Origin of the sequence: Virgisporangium ochraceum (assembly GCF_016863655.1) — a bacterium.
Classification (GTDB): domain Bacteria; phylum Actinomycetota; class Actinomycetes; order Mycobacteriales; family Micromonosporaceae; genus Virgisporangium; species Virgisporangium ochraceum.
On record NZ_BOPH01000122.1, the window covers coordinates 17,782 to 34,248 of the forward strand.

Annotated in this window: 11 protein-coding genes; 10 read left to right on the forward strand and 1 reads right to left on the reverse strand. The window is 73.7% G+C overall.

Annotation, left to right across the window (positions count from 1 at the left end; all coding sequences use genetic code 11):
• The first annotated feature begins 594 nt into the window (after positions 1-594).
• The 5 genes from Voc01_RS54320 to Voc01_RS42985 all read left to right on the forward strand — a co-directional run bounded on the left by Voc01_RS54320 (position 595) and on the right by Voc01_RS42985 (position 8,276).
• Positions 595-2,877: a rhamnogalacturonan lyase gene (locus tag Voc01_RS54320; RefSeq protein WP_203933501.1), complete on the forward strand. Its 2,283-nt coding sequence runs from the start codon at positions 595-597 to the stop codon at positions 2,875-2,877.
• A 63-nt stretch (positions 2,878-2,940) separates the two neighbouring features.
• On the forward strand, positions 2,941-4,629 hold the full coding sequence (gene pyrG, locus Voc01_RS42970) for a CTP synthase (protein WP_239160904.1): 1,689 nt from the start codon (positions 2,941-2,943) through the stop codon (positions 4,627-4,629).
• Positions 4,626-5,219: an NUDIX domain-containing protein gene (locus Voc01_RS42975; protein WP_203933502.1), complete on the forward strand. Its 594-nt coding sequence runs from the start codon at positions 4,626-4,628 to the stop codon at positions 5,217-5,219. The genes pyrG and Voc01_RS42975 overlap by 4 nt, the downstream gene beginning before the upstream one ends.
• 26 nt (positions 5,220-5,245) lie before the next feature.
• Positions 5,246-7,873 carry an ATP-binding protein gene (locus tag Voc01_RS42980; RefSeq protein ID WP_203933503.1) on the forward strand — a complete coding sequence of 876 codons (2,628 nt, stop codon included), beginning with the start codon at positions 5,246-5,248 and terminating at the stop codon, positions 7,871-7,873.
• Between the two features lie 25 nt (positions 7,874-7,898).
• Positions 7,899-8,276 (forward strand): response regulator, encoded by a 378-nt coding sequence (locus Voc01_RS42985; RefSeq protein WP_203933504.1) that lies wholly within the window; start codon positions 7,899-7,901, stop codon positions 8,274-8,276.
• A gap of 1 nt (position 8,277) precedes the next feature.
• On the opposite strand, the gene Voc01_RS53670 is transcribed toward Voc01_RS42985, so the two are convergent.
• The gene (locus Voc01_RS53670; protein ID WP_239160905.1) at positions 8,278-9,114 is read right to left on the reverse strand and encodes a TM2 domain-containing protein; all 837 of its coding nucleotides are present in this window, start codon (positions 9,112-9,114) and stop codon (positions 8,278-8,280) included.
• 155 nt (positions 9,115-9,269) lie between these two features.
• Between Voc01_RS53670 and Voc01_RS42995 the strand changes: the two genes are divergently transcribed.
• From Voc01_RS42995 to Voc01_RS43015, 5 genes are all read left to right on the forward strand, one after another.
• A complete protein-coding gene (locus tag Voc01_RS42995) occupies positions 9,270-10,733 on the forward strand; it encodes a GlnX family signal transduction membrane protein (protein ID WP_203933505.1) in 1,464 nt (487 codons plus the stop codon).
• The gene (locus Voc01_RS43000; protein ID WP_203933506.1) at positions 10,730-11,767 is read left to right on the forward strand and encodes a glutamate ABC transporter substrate-binding protein; all 1,038 of its coding nucleotides are present in this window, start codon (positions 10,730-10,732) and stop codon (positions 11,765-11,767) included. Before Voc01_RS42995 ends, Voc01_RS43000 begins: the two co-directional genes overlap by 4 nt.
• A 2-nt stretch (positions 11,768-11,769) precedes the next feature.
• On the forward strand, positions 11,770-12,987 hold the full coding sequence (locus Voc01_RS43005; RefSeq protein WP_203933507.1) for a hypothetical protein: 1,218 nt from the start codon (positions 11,770-11,772) through the stop codon (positions 12,985-12,987).
• On the forward strand, positions 12,984-15,416 hold the full coding sequence (locus tag Voc01_RS43010) for a serine/threonine-protein kinase (protein ID WP_239160906.1): 2,433 nt from the start codon (positions 12,984-12,986) through the stop codon (positions 15,414-15,416). The genes Voc01_RS43005 and Voc01_RS43010 overlap by 4 nt, the downstream gene beginning before the upstream one ends.
• Positions 15,417-15,486: 70 nt before the next feature.
• Complete coding sequence (locus tag Voc01_RS43015; protein ID WP_203933508.1) at positions 15,487-16,467, forward strand: PP2C family protein-serine/threonine phosphatase; 981 nt, start codon at positions 15,487-15,489, stop codon at positions 16,465-16,467.

The window sequence follows — 16,467 nt, forward strand, 5'->3', positions numbered from 1 at the left end:
TGCGTGCGTGCTTTCCGCGCCGATCTTGCAGTTGTGGCCGGGGGCAAATCGCCTTATATCCATCTAAGGGGGCGGCCACAACTGCAAGATCGGCGACGGGTGCGGCGCACGGGTGCGGCGGGGCTGGCGACGGGCGGCCGGGAGCGGGGGTCGGGCGGGCGGCGTCGGGCGGGCGGCGCCGGGCGGATTTGCTGCGGGCGGACGCAGCGCCGGTGTGCGTGGCCGCGTGGGTGGGCGTGGCGGCAGGTGGGTGTGGCGGCGGTGGGCGTGTTGGCGGTGTGCGGGGGCCGGTGGCGTGCGGGGCCGGTGGCGTGCGGGGCCGGTGGTGTGCGGGGCCGGTGGTGTGCGGGGCCGGTGGTGTGCGGGGAGCGGCTGTCGGTGGGACTCACCGGGTGGGCTGGGTTTGTCTGGTGAGCGTCTTAAGTCGGGGCTGGTCAATCGACGGGCTTGGGTTGACAGGGGGCTTGCTGATTTGTAGGTTTCGATTCTGCTGGAACGTTTCAACACACACACACCGTCCATCCATTGAGCCGCGCCGTCCAGCGGTCCTGCCCATGCCGCGGCGGGCGAGCTGACGCAATGCGAGGAGCTGCGATGAGGGCGTGGAACCGGAGGCGGTTCGCCGCGCTGGCCGTGGCCGCCGTCTGTCTGGTCGGGGTGCCGTTACCGGCCTCGGCCGCACCTGGCGCGCCGGCCGGGGGTGGGCACGGGCGGGTGCAGTTGGAGAAGCTCGACCGGGGACTGGTGGTCGCGACCACCACCGGTGGGGCGTTCCTCAGCTGGCGGCTGCTCGGCCACGAGGTCACCGGGCGCACGTCGTCCGGCATGAAGGGACCGGGATTCGAGGTCTACCGTGACGGCCGGCGGATCGCCACGGTCACGGACAGCACGAACTACCTCGACCCGGCCGGCACGGCCGGCTCCACGTACCAGGTCGCCCCCGTGCGGGGGCGGAAGAGCGCCCCGGCCCGGGCGTGGTCGACCACGCATCTCGACCTGCCGCTGCGCAAGCCGGCCGACGGGGTCACCCCGGCGGGGGAGGCGTACACGTACTCGGCCAACGACCTCAGCGTCGGTGACGTCGACGGGGACGGGGCGTACGAGTACATCGTCAAGTGGGACCCGTCGAACTCGAAGGACGTCTCGCAGGTCGGCTACACGGGCAACGTCTACATCGACGCGTACGAGCTGGACGGGACCCCGCTGTACCGCATCGACCTCGGCGTCAACGTGCGGGCCGGCGCGCACTACACGCAGTTCCTGGTCTACGACTTCGACGGCGACGGCCGGTCGGAGCTGATGTTCAAGACCGCGCCCGGCACGAAGATCATCCGCTACGACCGCAGTGGCGCGGTCAGGAGCGAACGGTTCGTCTCGCTGCCGCGCGAGGACGTCGCGAAGGGCGTGACCCACGCCGACGACTACCGGATGAGCGCCGCCGACTACTTCGAGCACCTCGTGACGATGTTCCAGGGCTGGCACGACCATCCCGAGGTCGAGGCGGGCCGGTGGCCGGCGACGCTGGAGCAGGCCTTCGGCATCGCGCCGGCCTACACGTACCCGCTGAGTAGGGAGGACGCCACCGCCCTGGCCAACCACTTCGTCGACGTGTACGCGCCGGCGCGCAGCGCCCGCAACCAGCTCCGGAACTTCGCCGGGTTCATCGTCGACGGCCCCGAGTACCTCACCGTGTTCGAGGGGGCGACCGGCAGGGAGCTGCAGACCGTCCGCTACGAACCGGGACGCCACGACGACGGCCTCATGTGGGGCGACTACGCGATGGCGCGGATCGAACCGGGCAACCGGGTCGACCGGTTCCTCGCCACGGTGGCCTACCTCGACGGCAGGCGCCCGAGCGCGGTGTTCGCCCGCGGCTACTACACGCGCAGCACGCTCGTCGCCTACGACTGGGACGGCCGCCGCCTGCACAAGCGCTGGTACGTCGACAGCGGCTGGACGCCGATGACCAACCCGTTCAACGACAGCCCGCACGGACGCGACGGCACCGACCCCGAGTTCAGGACGCTGACCACGCAGGGCTTCCACTCGCTGAGCAGCTCCGACGTCGACGGCGACGGCAAGCAGGAGATCGTCTACGGCGCGGCCACCATCGACCACGACGGCAGCCTGCTGTACAGCTCGTTCGCCCCGCTGCCCGAGGGTAGCGCGAGCCCCGGCACGCAGGCACGGCTCGGCCACGGCGACGCCATGCACGTGACCGACATCGACCCGACCCGTCCCGGCCTGGAGATCTACACGGTGCACGAGGGAGCCGCCGGGGCACCCTACGGGCACGCGATGCGGGACGCGAAGACCGGTCAGGTGCTCTTCGGGACCTACTCCGGGCGCGACACCGGCCGCGGCATGGTCGGCGACATCCTGCCCGAGCACGCCGGCCTGGAGGCGTGGGCGACCACCGGCATGGGCCTGTGGACCGCGCAGGGTCAGAAGCTCGGCGACACCATCCCCGGTACGAACCAGAGCATCCGCTGGGCCGCCGACCTGAGCACCCAGATCGTCGACGGCGCGCTGGAGGTCACGCCGACGATCCAGGATCACAGAAGGGGAACGCTCCTCACGGCCGCGAACACGCTCACCAACAACGGCACCAAGGGCAACCCCGGCCTCGTCGCCGACATCTTCGGGGACTGGCGGGAGGAGCTTCTGCTGCGCACGGCCGACAGCAGCGCCATCCGGATCCACCTCAGCACCGAGGTGACCACGCACAAGCTGTACACGCTGATGCACGACCCGCAGTACCGGGCCGAGGTGGCCCGTCAGCAGACGACGTACAACCAGCCGTCGTACACGAGCTTCCACCTCGGAACGGGTACGGACTGGGCGCGCGTCCCGGTCCCCACCGCGAGTTACCGGTAAAAGAAGGGTGAGGGCCGCGTGCCGCGCGGCCCTCACCCGTGACGGGTGTTACTGTGGAGTCCCGTGGATCGAGCGATTTCGGGTAAGACGAGCAAGCACATCTTCGTCACCGGAGGCGTTGCCTCCTCTCTCGGCAAGGGCCTCACCGCCTCAAGCCTCGGGAATCTCCTCACCGCTCGCGGTCTCCGCGTGGTGATGCAGAAGCTCGACCCCTATCTCAACGTCGACCCCGGAACGATGAACCCGTTCCAGCACGGCGAGGTGTTCGTCACCGAGGACGGGGCGGAGACCGATCTCGACATCGGGCACTACGAGCGCTTCCTCGACCGCGACCTGGGTCGCAACGCCAACGTCACCACCGGTCAGGTGTACAACGCGGTCATCGCCAAGGAGCGGCGCGGCGAGTACCTCGGCGACACGGTGCAGGTCATCCCGCACGTCACGAACGAGATCAAGGCCCGCATCCGGGCGATGGCCGACACCGACGGCAGGCGCGCCCCCGACGTGGTGATCACCGAGGTCGGCGGCACCGTCGGCGACATCGAGTCGCTGCCGTTCCTGGAGGCGATCCGCCAGATCCGCCACGACATCGGACGCGACAACTGCTTCTTCCTGCACGTGAGCCTGGTGCCGTACCTGGCGCCGAGCGGCGAACTGAAGACCAAGCCGACCCAGCACAGCGTCGCGGCGCTGCGGAACATCGGTATCCAGCCCGACGCGCTCGTGTGCCGCAGCGACCGGGAGATCCCCGACAAGCTCAAGCACAAGCTCAGCCTTTACTGCGACGTCGACCGCGAGGCCGTCATCGCCGCGCCCGACGCGCCGAGCATCTACGACATCCCGAAGGTGCTGCACGCGGAGGGCCTCGACGCCTACGTCGTGCGCCGCCTCGGCCTCAGCTTCCGCGACGTCGACTGGAAGCGCTGGGACGACCTGCTCGACCGCGTGCACCACCCCGAGCAGACGATCACCGTCGCGCTGGTGGGCAAGTACATCGACCTGCCCGACGCCTACCTGTCGGTGTCGGAGGCGATCCGGGCGGCCGGGTTCGCGCACCGGGCCCGCGTCACGATCAAGTGGGTGCCCAGCGACGACTGCGAGACGCCCACCGGCGCGGCGCAGGCGCTGGCCGGCGTCGACGGCATCGTGATCCCGGGCGGCTTCGGCATCCGCGGCATCGAAGGGAAGGTCGGGGCGAGCAGGTACGCACGGGAGAACGGCGTACCGATCCTCGGCCTGTGTCTGGGACTGCAGTGCATGACCCTCGACGTGCTCCGCAACGTCGGCGGCATCACCGGCGCCAACTCGGCCGAGTTCGACCCCGACACCACCGAGCCGGTGATCGCGACCATGGCCGACCAGGAGGACATCGTCGCCGGCAAGGGCGACCTGGGCGGCACCATGCGGCTGGGCTCGTACCCGGCGAAGCTGGAGCCCGGCTCGCTCGTGGCGAAGGCGTACGACAGCACCGACGTCACCGAGCGGCACCGCCACCGGTACGAGGTCAACAACCGCTACCGCGAGGCGATGGCGAAGGCCGGCCTGGTGACCAGCGGCCTGTCGCCCGACGGCAAGCTGGTCGAGTTCATCGAGCTCGAGGCCGACCGGCACCCGTTCTTCGTGGCGACCCAGGCGCACCCGGAGCTCAAGAGCCGCCCGACCCGCCCGCACCCGCTGTTCACCGCGTTCGTCGGCGCGGCCTGCGAGTACTCGGCCCAGGACCGCCTGCCGATGGAGCTGAACACCGCATGACGGGTTACGAGGTCCTCAACAGCACCGAACGGCTCAGCAACCGGGTCTTCACGATCGTCACCGACGAGCTGAAGATGCCCGACGGCAGCGTCGCCGAGCGCGACTACATGCGTCACGTCGGCGCGGTCGGCGTCGTGGCGCTCGACGCGGACGACAACGTCGTCCTGGTCCGGCAGTACCGGCACGCCCTGCGCCGGGAGATCTGGGAGCTGCCGGCCGGGCTCATCGACGTCCCCGGAGAGAAGCTGGCCGAAGCGGCGGCGCGTGAGCTGGCCGAGGAGGCCGACCTGCGCGCGGGCCGCTACGACCTGCTCATCGACGCCAACCCGAGCCCGGGCTGCTCCGACGAGATCATCCGGCTGTTCCTGGCCCGCGACCTCAGCGAGGTGCCGGTCGGAGAGCGGCACGAGCGGACCCACGAGGAGGCCGGCATGACGGTCACCCGGGTGCCGCTGGACCGGGCCGTGACCATGGCGCTGAGCGGGGAGATCACCAACGCGGCGTGCCTGGTGGGAATCCTGGCGCTGGCGCAGGCGAAGGCGCGGAACTGGGAGACGTTGCGGCAGGTGGACGAACCCCTCCCGAAATAGGTGATTACGCCAGTACGCTGAGTTATGTGCTGGTGATCGCCGCCGCGGTGCTGTTCGCGTTGATCTTCGCGCGGGCGATCGTCGCGTTCCTGTGGACCCGCGACCGCCTGCAGGGCGTGGTCGCGCTGGTCCTGGTGTCGGTGGCCGCGCTGTACGTGCTGCAGGTGAGCCGGGTGCTCCAGGACACCCTGCCCGACGCGGTGCGGCTGCCGGCGATCATCGCGCTCTACGGCCAGCCGCTGCTCACCCTCGCCCTCGTTGCGATGATCCGGCCGGTCGCCTGGGTGTGGCCGGGCCTCGCGTTCGGCAGCTGGCTCGCCGCCGTCGCGGCGGTCGTCACCCAGCCGACGCCGCTGCCGATGCCGGTGCAGATGTCGCTGGTGGTCGGGTTCGTGGCGCTGCAGTCGGTGGCCGCGGCCTACCTGTTCACGGAGGCGCGCCGGCGCTCCGGCGCGGCGCGGGTCCGCATCGCGTTCGCCGCCGCCGGAACGTTCCTCTTCGGGCTCGTCCTGCTGGTGGCGGCGCTGAACCGGGTGCTTCCGGACGCCCACCTGGCCGAGGCGGCCCGGGTCATGGCGCTCGGACCGACCCTCGCCTACGTGGTGGCGTTCGTGCCGCCGGGCTGGCTGCGTCGCCAGTGGTCGGCGCGTACCGCCTACGGGCTCACGGGCCGGCTGCTGGCCGCGCCGCCGTCGTCGGCGCCGGGGCAGATCTGGCAGCACTACGCGGTCATCGTGCGCGACGCGATGTCCGCCGAGGGCGTGGTCGTCCTGACGCCGCCGGGTCCGGTCGCGGTCGCCGGTTCGCCGCCGTCGCGTGAGGTGCCGTCGGGGGGACCGGTCGCAGCTGACCAGCTACAGCGCGGCTCCGCGAAGTGGACCACCATCGAGGGACGCCGGTACCTGGTGATCACCGTGCCGCTGACCATGGAGGGCGGCGGGCAGGGCACGCTGCTGATCTTCGGCCTGTACCGCAGCCTGTTCACCGAGGACGACATCGCCGTGTTCGCCGACCTCGGCCGGCAGGCCACGGTGCTCGCCGAGCGGGCGGTGCTCACCGCGCGGCTCACCGACACCGTCGCGCAGCTGCGCGCCGCCAACGAGGCCAAGAGCGACTTCGTCGCCGCGATGAGCCACGAGCTGCGCACCCCGCTCAACGCGATCATCGGGTTCAGCGAGCTGATGGGTTACGAGGACCTGGTCGACGACCGCCGCCAGGTGCCCGACGAGTGGATCGGCAACGTGCACTCCAGCGGCCGGCACCTCCTCGGCCTCATCAACGACGTGCTCGACCTGTCCAAGGTCGAGGCCGGCCGGATCGACCTGCGGCTGGAGCCGATCGACGTCGGGTCCGCCGTGGGCGAGGCGGTCGCGCCGCTCACCCCGCTCATCGACGCGAAGAAGCTCAGGTTGACGCTCGCCGCACCGCCCGAGGTGGTGACCGCCGACCGGATGCGCCTGCGGCAGATGCTCAACAACCTGCTGTCCAACGCCATCAAGTTCACGCCCGAGGGCGGCGCGATCTACGTGACGGCCCACCGCGAGGGCGCCGAGACCCACCTCAGCGTCGCCGACACCGGCCCCGGCATCGACCCGGCCGACCAGTTGCGCGTCTTCGACGAGTTCCACCAGGCGGGTGACGCCGCGTCCCGGTCGGCCGGCACCGGGCTGGGGCTGGCGCTCACCCGCCGGCTCGCGGAGGCGCACCACGGCCGCGTCGAGCTGTGGTCGGAGCGCGGGCAGGGGTCCCGGTTCACGCTGGTGCTGCCGGCCGGTGCCGCGCCGGCGCCACCGTCCGGCGCCACGCGGGAGCGCGACGAGTTCGAGACCGGCCGCGGCGGCGTCCTGGTGATCGAGGACGACCCGGCGGCCGCGAGCCTCCTGCGGACCTACCTCACCGGTGCCGGGTACCGCATGCACGTCGCCGCGAGCGGCGAGGCCGGCATCGAGCAGGCCGTCGCCCTGACACCCGACCTGATCCTGCTCGACGTGATCCTGCCCGGCATCGACGGCTGGACGGTGCTGCAACGGCTCAAGGGCGACGAGCGGCTGCGGCACATCCCGGTCGTGGTGGTCACCGTCGTCGACGACCGCGACGTGGCGCTGGCCCTGGGCGCCGTCGACCACTTCGTCAAGCCCGTGGAGCGCGACGCGCTCCTCGACGCGATGGCGCGCAACACCGTCGGGCAGCGCCGTCCCGAGGTGCTGGTGGTCGACCCCGACGAACCGGCACGGGAGCACATCGGTCAGTGGCTGCGCGACTGCGGGGTCGGCGCCGTGCTGGCCGGCTCGGTCACCGACGCGACCGGGCTCGCCCAGGGCCGGCACTTCGACCTGGTGCTGTGCAACGCCGCCGTCACCGGCCCCGACGACACCCCGGCGCTCGACGCGCTCCGGGCCGCGCCGGCGACCCGCACCGTGCCGCTGGTGATGATGACCGACGGCACCATGACCCCGGCCGACGTGCTGCTCGCCGGGCTGATGGCCGGCCCGCCGACCGACGGCGGCGACGACCCCGCCAACCGGCCGGCACCGGTGCTCGGGGTGGTGTCGCGGGCCGACCTGGGTGCCCGGCACCTGCAGCGCTGGCTGGGCGAGCACGTGCATCCCCTGGTGGTCGACGACGGTCCGGTGCTGCAGAAGGTCCCGTCGTGACCGGGCACCGGTGCGGGGTGCGGCCGTGACGCGGATCCTGCTGGTCGAGGACAACGAGCTGAACAGGTCGCTGGTGCGGGCGATCATCGCGCGGACCGCCGAGCCGCTGCTACAGGGCGTCGACCTCGTCGAGGCCGAGACCCTGGCGCAGGCGCAGGCCGCGCTCGCCGGTGCCGACGGGTTCGACGTGGTGCTGCTCGACGTCCACCTGCCCGACGGCAGCGGCCTCGAGGTGGCCCGCGGCCTGGCCGGCCGGCCCGACCGGCCCGCGGTGGTCGCGTTGACCGCGGCGGCAATGGCCCGGGAGCAGACCGCCGCGATGGACGCCGGCTGCGACACGTTCCTGGCCAAGCCCTACACGAGCGCCGACCTGGTGCGCACGATCGTCGAGCACCTGAGCTGAGCTACCGGAGGCGGTGGCCGTTGCTGTCGCGGCCGCCGTAGCCGAGCAGGACGATCCCGTCGATCACCGGCCAGGCCAGGGCGACCCACATGAGGGCCCAGATCGACTCCTCGCCGAGGCCGGCACCCGCACACAGGGTGAACGCGAAGATCAGGAACCCGGTGGACATCTGCAGCAGGGCGATCGCCACGTGGCCGGTGTAGAGGCGGCCGGCGCCGACCGCACCGAGGAAGACCTGCAGGAGACCCGCGGTGAGGCCCGACCGGTCGGACAGCGGCTCGCCGGTGGCCGGGTCGACCCCGGTGGGCACCGGGCCCGCCATCGGACCGACCATCGGGTGCGCCATCGCGCCGGCCGCCATCGGTGGCGCCGACAGCGGAAGGCCAGGGTAGGGGATCGGGGAGACCGGCCGCGGCCGGGGCGCGGAGACCGGCACCACGGTGGTGAGCGGCTGCCCCGCGAACGGCGGGACGGTCGGGCCGAACCCGGGACCCGGCGGGGTCGCGAACCGCGGCGGGGCGGGCTTCCGCGCCGCCACGGGTGGCACCTGCGGCCCCAGGTGCGGCGGCCGGGGCGTGCGGACCGGGGGAGCGGACGCTCCGGTGACCGGGCGACGGATCGACGGCGGTCGCGGACCGGGCCGCTCGGCTGCGATCCCGTGGTCGGCCCCGTATTCGGCCCCGTAGCTGGCCCCGTGGTCGGCCCCGTCGGCATCGTGACCCGCGCCGCCACCGGCACTGGTGCCGGAACGCGGGTCGTCGGCCGGTTCGCGCCACGCCGCGGGCATGGGCGGGAGGGGAACCTCCGTACGCCGCGGGCGGTCAGGCCGGTCTGCCATGCGATTACGGTAGCGCCTGCGGTCCACCGGAGGGAGATCCCGGGCGGGCCATCCGTGCCGGGGCGGGTAACCACGGAATGGCCCCACTCGGTTACCGTTGACCCCGATCGTTGCGCCGGCGTTCATTCAGTGGAGCCGCCTACCAGGGGGAGGTGGTGGCGACGGTCCAGACACCGTTGCCCCGGACACCGTTGGCCAGTGCGCCGACCGGTGCGCCACCGGGCCAGGGGCAGGTGCCCGTTCAGCAGGGCAGGCCGGTGCTGCCCGCCACCGGGCCCGGCAACGGCCGGCCCGGGAACCGGCAGGTCGCCCTCCCGGTCCGCGGTCACACCGGGTTGCGCCGCCGGGTCCTCGCGTGGGCCGGGCGCACCCCCGGGCTGCTCGTCCTGTTCACGGTGGTGCTCGTCGGGCTCGGCATCGCCGCCGGCGCCGCCGGCATCGGCGCGGTGCGCCAGCGGGCCGACCTCGTCGGCGGCGTCGCGGCCGGCAACGGTCCGCTCGTGGTCGCCGCGCAGGACCTCTACCGGGCGCTCTCCGACGCCGACGCCACCGTGGCCAGCGCGTTCCTGCTCGGCGGTTCCGAGCCTCCGGAGCTGCGCACCCGCTACCAGGAGGACCTCGCCGCCGCGAGCGACGCCCTCGTGCGGCTCGCCGCGGGCGTCACCGCCGAGGCCGCCGACCAGCCGCTGCGGCAGATCTCGGCGAACCTGCCCGTCTACACCGGCATCGTCGAGACCGCGCGCGCCCTCAACCGGCAGCAGCTCCCCCTCGGCGCGGCGTACCTGCGGGAGGCGTCGGCGCTCATGCGCGACGCGCTGCTGCCCGCCGCCCAGCAGCTCTACACCGCGGTGTCGGAGCAGCTCGCCGACGCCCGCGACGACGCGTCGTCGGTGCCGTGGCTGGCCCTTCCGCTCCTGCTGCTGTCGCTCCTCGGGCTGCTTTTTGTGCAGGTCTTCCTGGCCCGGCGCACCAACCGGGTGTTCAACCTCGGGCTAGTGGCCGCCACCGCGGCCGCGCTGGTCGCCGTCCTGTGGCTGGGCGTCGCGTCGTTCGGCGCGGCCGGTCACCTCTCCGCCAGCCGCAAGGACGGCTCGGCGCAGGTCGACGTGTTCACGGAGGCGCGCATCGCCGCGCTGCAGGCGCGCGGCGACGAGTCGCTCACGCTTGTCGCGCGCGGTGGCGGCGCCGCGTTCGAGAAGCGGTTCACCGAGACCATGAACCGGCTGGCCGGCGAGGACGGCAACGGCGGTCTCCTGGCCGAGGCCCGTTCCCGGGCCACCGACCGCGCCGGCCGGGCGGCCGCCGACGCCGCGATCGCCGACGTGAAGGCCTGGCGCGACCTGCACAAGCGCATCCGTGAACTCGACGACGGCGGCCAGTACCCCGAGGCGGTGAAGCTCGCGGTGGGCAGCGACGACCGTAGCGCGGGCGGCATCTTCAACCGGGTCGACGAGCACCTCGCCGAGGGCCTGCGCCACGGCGGCGAGTCCTTCGACCGCGAGGTGGCCGGCGCCGGCGACGCGTTCGGTGGCGTCGCCGGTGGGCTGGGGGTGCTCACCGCACTGCTGCTGATCGGGGTCGTGGTCGGAATGGCGCAACGCGTGATGGAGTACCGGTGAGGACGCGGGCCGGGGTAGTGGAGCGGATGCGGGCCGGGGTAGTGGAGCGGATGCGGGCCGGGGTTGTGGCGCGGGCCGGAGTTGTGGCGCTGGTGCTGGCCGCTGCGCTCGGGGGGTGTTCGTCGCCGCCGGAGGTGCCGGGCGCGGCCGACGCGGCACCGGTGCAGCCGAAGCCGGCCGGCGTGCAGGATCCGGCACCGGAGCCGTCCGGATCCGCGTCGGCGGCCACCTGCGATCCACTGCTCAGCCTGCGGCCCGGCGCGTTGCCGCCGGCGGGTGCGCCGCCGGCCGGCTCGTCGATGGCCGCGATCGTGCAGCGGGGCAACCTCATCGTCGGGGTCAGCCAGAACACGTACCTGTTCGGGCACCGCGACCCGGTCACCGGGCAGCTGGTCGGGTTCGAGGTCGACCTGGCCCGCGAGATCGCGCGGGCGCTGTTCGGCGACCCGAACCGGGTCATCTTCCGGGCGATGACCGCCGCCGAGCGCATCCCGGCGCTGCAGAACGGCGGCGTCGACCTCGTCGTGCGCGCGATGACGATGACCTGCGAGCGGTGGCAGCAGATCTCGTTCTCCACCGAGTACTACACCGGCGCCCAGCGGCTGCTGGTGCCCGTCGACTCGCCGTTCCGCAGCATCGACGACATGGGCGGCAAGAAGGTCTGCGCGGCCGCCGGCAGCACCAACATCACCGCGATCCAGCAGGCGAGGTCCAACCCGGTCGCGGTCGCCGCGCCCGACGCGCTCGACTGCATGGTGCTGCTGCAGCAGGGCCAGATCGACGCGGTGTCCAGCGACGACGCGATCCTCGCCGGGTTCGCCGCGCAGGACCCCAGCACCAAGGTGGTCGGGCCCGGGTTCGCCGCGGCGCCCTACGGCATCGGCATCAAGAAGGAGAGCGCCGACCTGGTGCGGTACGTCAACGGCGTGCTCGACCAGGTGCGCGCCAACGGCACCTGGACGGCGATCTACAACCGGTGGCTGACCACCCTCGGCCCCGCACCCGCCCCACCACCGGCCCGGTACCAGGCGTAGGGGTGGGCAGGTTCGGTACCGGCCGGGCGCCGATGGGCCGGCAGGAGGTCGACGAGGCGCTCCGCACCCTCGCGGCCGACCACCAGCGCATCGCGGAGGCGCTGTACGCGATGGACACCCATCCCGCGCACACGCTGCTGGCGACCGCGCCGACCTCTGGGCGCACCGCCGCCGCGTGGAACGAGGCCCAGGTGCGCATGGGCGCCATCTGGGCCGACTTCACCGCGTTCGGCACCGCGCTCGACGCGGCCCGGGTCGCGCGGGCGCGCAAGGCCCGGCCCGGCGGCAGCGACCTCGCCAGGCTCACCGACCTGCTCACCGGCCCGGCGGTCACCACGTCCGGACCCGCCGGCGCCCTGCCGCTGCCCGTGGCGGTGCGGTACCTGATCGACTGCTGCATGGCCGTCACCGTCGCGTTCGACCAGATCGCGACCGCGGCCGACGCCGTCGCGAACCGGCTCGCCCCGATCGCCGCCGCGATCGCGGAGGCCGAACGGCTGTCGGCCGACCTCGGCGACCCGCCGGCGACCATCACCGGGCGGCGCACCGAGCTGGCCGAGATCAGCGCCGTCGCGGTCGCCGACCCGCTGGGCGCCGCCGCCGGAGGCGAGCTCGACGCGACGCTGCGCCGGCTCGCCGCCAACGCCACCGCCGCCCGCGACCGGCTCCAGGCGGCCGTCGCCGTGAAGACCGGGCTGGGCGCCCGGCGGGCCGCGACGAGCGCAGCCATCGACGACGTGGTCGCGGCCGAGGAGGCCGTACACGCCGCCTACGCCGTGGCACACGAGAAGATCGCCGACCCGGGGCTGCCGCCGCCACCGTCGGCCGCGCCGGGCCTGCGCGACCGGTGGACCGCCCTCGCGGCGCCCGGTGGCGGGCCGCCCGGGTCGGCCGGCCTGCTGCGGTTCGGAGCCGAGCTCGACGACCTCGACCGGGCCGTCGCCGCCGCCCGGCAACGGGCCGACCTGCTGCGTTCGGCCGCCACCGGGCTGGTGGAGCGGCGCGACGAGCTGCGCGGCCGGCTCGACGCGTACCGGGTCAAGGGTGCCCGGCTCGGGCTGGCCGAGCACCCCGACCTCACCGAGCGGCACCGCGCCGCCCACGGCCTCCTGTACACGCGGCCCTGCGACCTGCCGGCCGCGACGAAGGCGGTGCACGCCTACCAGCAGCTCCTGGCGACGCTCACCGCCGCGCCGATCGAAGGGAGGAAGCCGCGATGAACTGTCGACGTCCGGGCTGCACGGGCAGCTACGGTCCCGAGGGCTACTGCGACGAGTGCGGCCGCAAGGCGCCCGCCGCACCGGCGCAGGCCTCACCGCCCGGCCAGCCGCACGGGTCCGCGCCTCCGGCGCCGCGGCCCGGCCCGCCGCACGAGTACGGGCCCGCGTCGCGGCCCGTCTCCTCAATGGCGCAACCCACGGACGGACCGCAACCACATGTCCTGGCGCCGGAGCTGACACCGACCGGCTCCGCGGTCGCGCCCGACGCGTGGGGCGACCTCAACGCGGCGTTCGGCGCGACCACCGGCGCCGGGCCGGCCGTGTCGACCCCGACCGCCGCGAGCGGGCCGCCCAGCGGCAGCGGCGTGTCCCGGTCGGGCCGGCGCAGCCGCTCCTCACGCGGACGGCTCGGTGCCGGCCTGCTCGACATGCCGCGCATCCCGCGCCGCGACCCGCAGCAGGCCGTGCTCGCCGACCCCGTGGTGCAGGAGAAGCGGCGCTACTGCGCCCGCTGCGACCACCCCGTCGGTCGCAGCCGCAACGGACAGCCCGGCCTCACCAGCGGGTTCTGCCCCACCTGCCGCTCGCCGTACTCGTTCCTGCCGCGGCTGTCGGCCGGCGACCTCATCAGCGGCCGGTACGAGGTGCTCGGCTGCCTCGCCCACGGCGGCCTCGGCTGGATCTACCTCGCGCGCGACCGCAACGTCTCCGACACCGTCGCCGACCGGTGGGTCGTGCTCAAGGGCCTGATCGACACCGGCGACCCCGACGCGATGGCGGCGGCCGTCGCCGAGCGGCGGTTCCTGGTCAACGTCGACCACCCGCACATCGTGAAGATCCACGACTTCGTGAGCCACCCCGACCCGCGCACCGGCACCGCGGTCGGGTACATCGTCATGGAGTACGTCGGCGGGCCGTCGCTGCGCGACCTGCTGCTGACCAACCGCGACCAGACCAGCGCCGCGCTGCCGCTGCCGCAGGTGCTCGCCTACGCCCTCGACGTCCTGCCGGCCCTGGGCTACCTGCACGACCGCGACCTGCTGTACTGCGACTTCAAGCCCGACAACGTCATCCACGCCGACGACCAGATCAAGCTCATCGACCTCGGCGCGGTCCGACGCATCGACGACGTGACGAGCGCGGTCTACGGCACACCCGGCTACCAGGCGCCGGAGGTGTCGACGGTCGGCCCGTCGGTCGCCTCCGACATCTACACCGTCGGACGGGCGCTCGCGGTGCTCAGCTTCGGGTTCCGCGGCTTCTCCACCACCTACGTCGACCGGCTGCCCGACCGGGGCGAGGTGCGGCTGCTCGCCACCGAGGAGTCGTTCGACCGGCTGCTGCGCAAGGCCACCCACCGCGACCCGGCCCGCCGGTTCCCGTCGACCTCCGACATGGCCGAGCAGGTGCGCGGCGTGCTGCGCGAAGTGCTGTCGGCGTACGACGGCGTGCCGCGGCCGGAGCCGTCGGCCCAGTTCACCCGCGAACGGCGGGTGTTCGGCACGGTGGCCGGTCTCTTCGACGGCTCCGAGGACGGCCACGTCAACGGCGCGACGGTCGCCGCCGCGCTGCCGTTGCCGCTGCCCGACCCCAGCGACCCCGGCGTCGGCTACCTCGCCACGGTCGCCACCACCGACCCCGCGGAACTGGTCGCGGTGCTCGCCAACGCGCCGGTGCAGTCGGTCGAGATCGGGCTGCGGCTGGTCCGGGCCCGCATCGAGCTCGGCGACACCGACGGCGCGTTCGCCGACCTCGACTCCGCCCGCGGGTTCACCGACTGGCGCATCGACTGGCACCGCGGCCTCGCCGCGCTGCGCGCCGACCGGCCGGCCGAGGCGCGGGCGGCGTTCGACGCCGTCTACAGCGAGCTGCCCGGCGAGCCGGCCGCCCGTCTCGCGCTCGCCGCCGCCACCGAGCTCGACGGCGACCCGCGCGGCGCCGAGCCCCGGTACGAGCGGGTGTGGCTCACCGACCGCGACTTCGTCAGCGCCGCGTTCGGGTTGGCCCGCATGCGGCTGGCCCGCGGCGAACGGGCCGGCTGCGTGAGCGTGCTCGACGAGGTTCCCGACAGCTCCAGCCAGTACCTGGTGGCACAGGTGGCCGCGGTGCGGGCCAAGGTCGGCGCCGAGCTGGCGCACGTGCTGGAGACCGATCTGCTCGACGCGTCCGGCCGCCTGCAGCGGCTGCGGCTCGACGTCGAGCGCAACGCGTGGTTGGCGGTGGAGATGCTGGAGAGGTCGTTGGCCTGGGTCGGCCATTCGGGGCGGACGTCCGGATCGCAGGTGCTCGGGCACGAGCTCAGCGAGCGGTCGCTGCGGCTCGGGCTGGAGCAGGCGTACCGGGCGCTGGCGAAGATGGCCCCCGACCCGGAGAGCCGGGTCGGCTGGGTCGACCGGGCCAACACCGTGCGGCCGAGGACGTGGGTATGAGCGAGCGTCAGCGAGCGAATCATCAACTCAGTGCTCGCGAATGCATCGCGGAGCGCAGCGGAGCGATCAGATGAGTGTCTGCCCGTCGTGCGACGGGCCGATCCACGACGGCGAGCGGTACTGCGAGCGGTGCGGCGCCGACCTGCGGGCCAGCGGCGCCGATCCGGCGCGCGGGCTGTCGTGGCGGTCGACCACGTCGGGTGTGCTGCCGTGCCCGGGCTGCGGCGAGACCGCGATCACCGCCGAGGGGCACTGCGACCGGTGCGGGCGGGCGCGGGTCAACGGCACCGACCGGATGGAGATCACCGTTCCCGGGGTGGCCGGCGTCACCGACCGGGGGCTCCTGCGCGGGCGCAACGAGGACGCGCTCGCGGTCGGCCGGTTCGGGTCCGCGACCCTGGCGGTGGTGTGCGACGGCGTGTCGACCTCGCCGTCGGGCGACCTGGCCGCCCGGGTGGCCGTCGACTCCGCGATCGTGGTGCTGCTCGACACGCTCGCCCGCGGGGCGACCGCGGCGCAGGCCGTCGAGGCCGCGACCGGTGCCGCCGCCGACGCCGTGGCCGCGCTGCCCGGCGCGCGGGCCGCGGACGTGCCGCCGAGCTGCACGTACGTGGCGGCGGTGGTGGCACCCGACGGCATCACCGTCGGCTGGGTCGGCGACAGCCGCGCCTACTGGGTCGGCGCGTACGGCGTCGAGGCCAGGCAGCTGACCGTCGACGACTCGCCCGCCGCCCAGCTCGCCGCGACGGGCGTGCCGGTGCCCGGCGTCGACCCGCACTCGGTGGCGCTGCTGCGCTGGCTCGGCGCCGACGCGCCCGACACCCGCGCCCGCGTCGCGACACTGCGACCCGACGGGCCGGGCCGGCTGCTCGTCTGCTCCGACGGCCTGTCGCGGTACGCCAAGGACCCCGCCGAGCTGGTCGCGGCCGCGCTGGGCGGCTCCGAGGCCGACGCGGCGCGGGCGCTCACGCGGCTCGCGCTGGAAGGCGGGGGCCGTGACAACATCACGGTGGCGGTGCTGCCGTTCCCGCCACCCGCGCAGGAGGGCTGA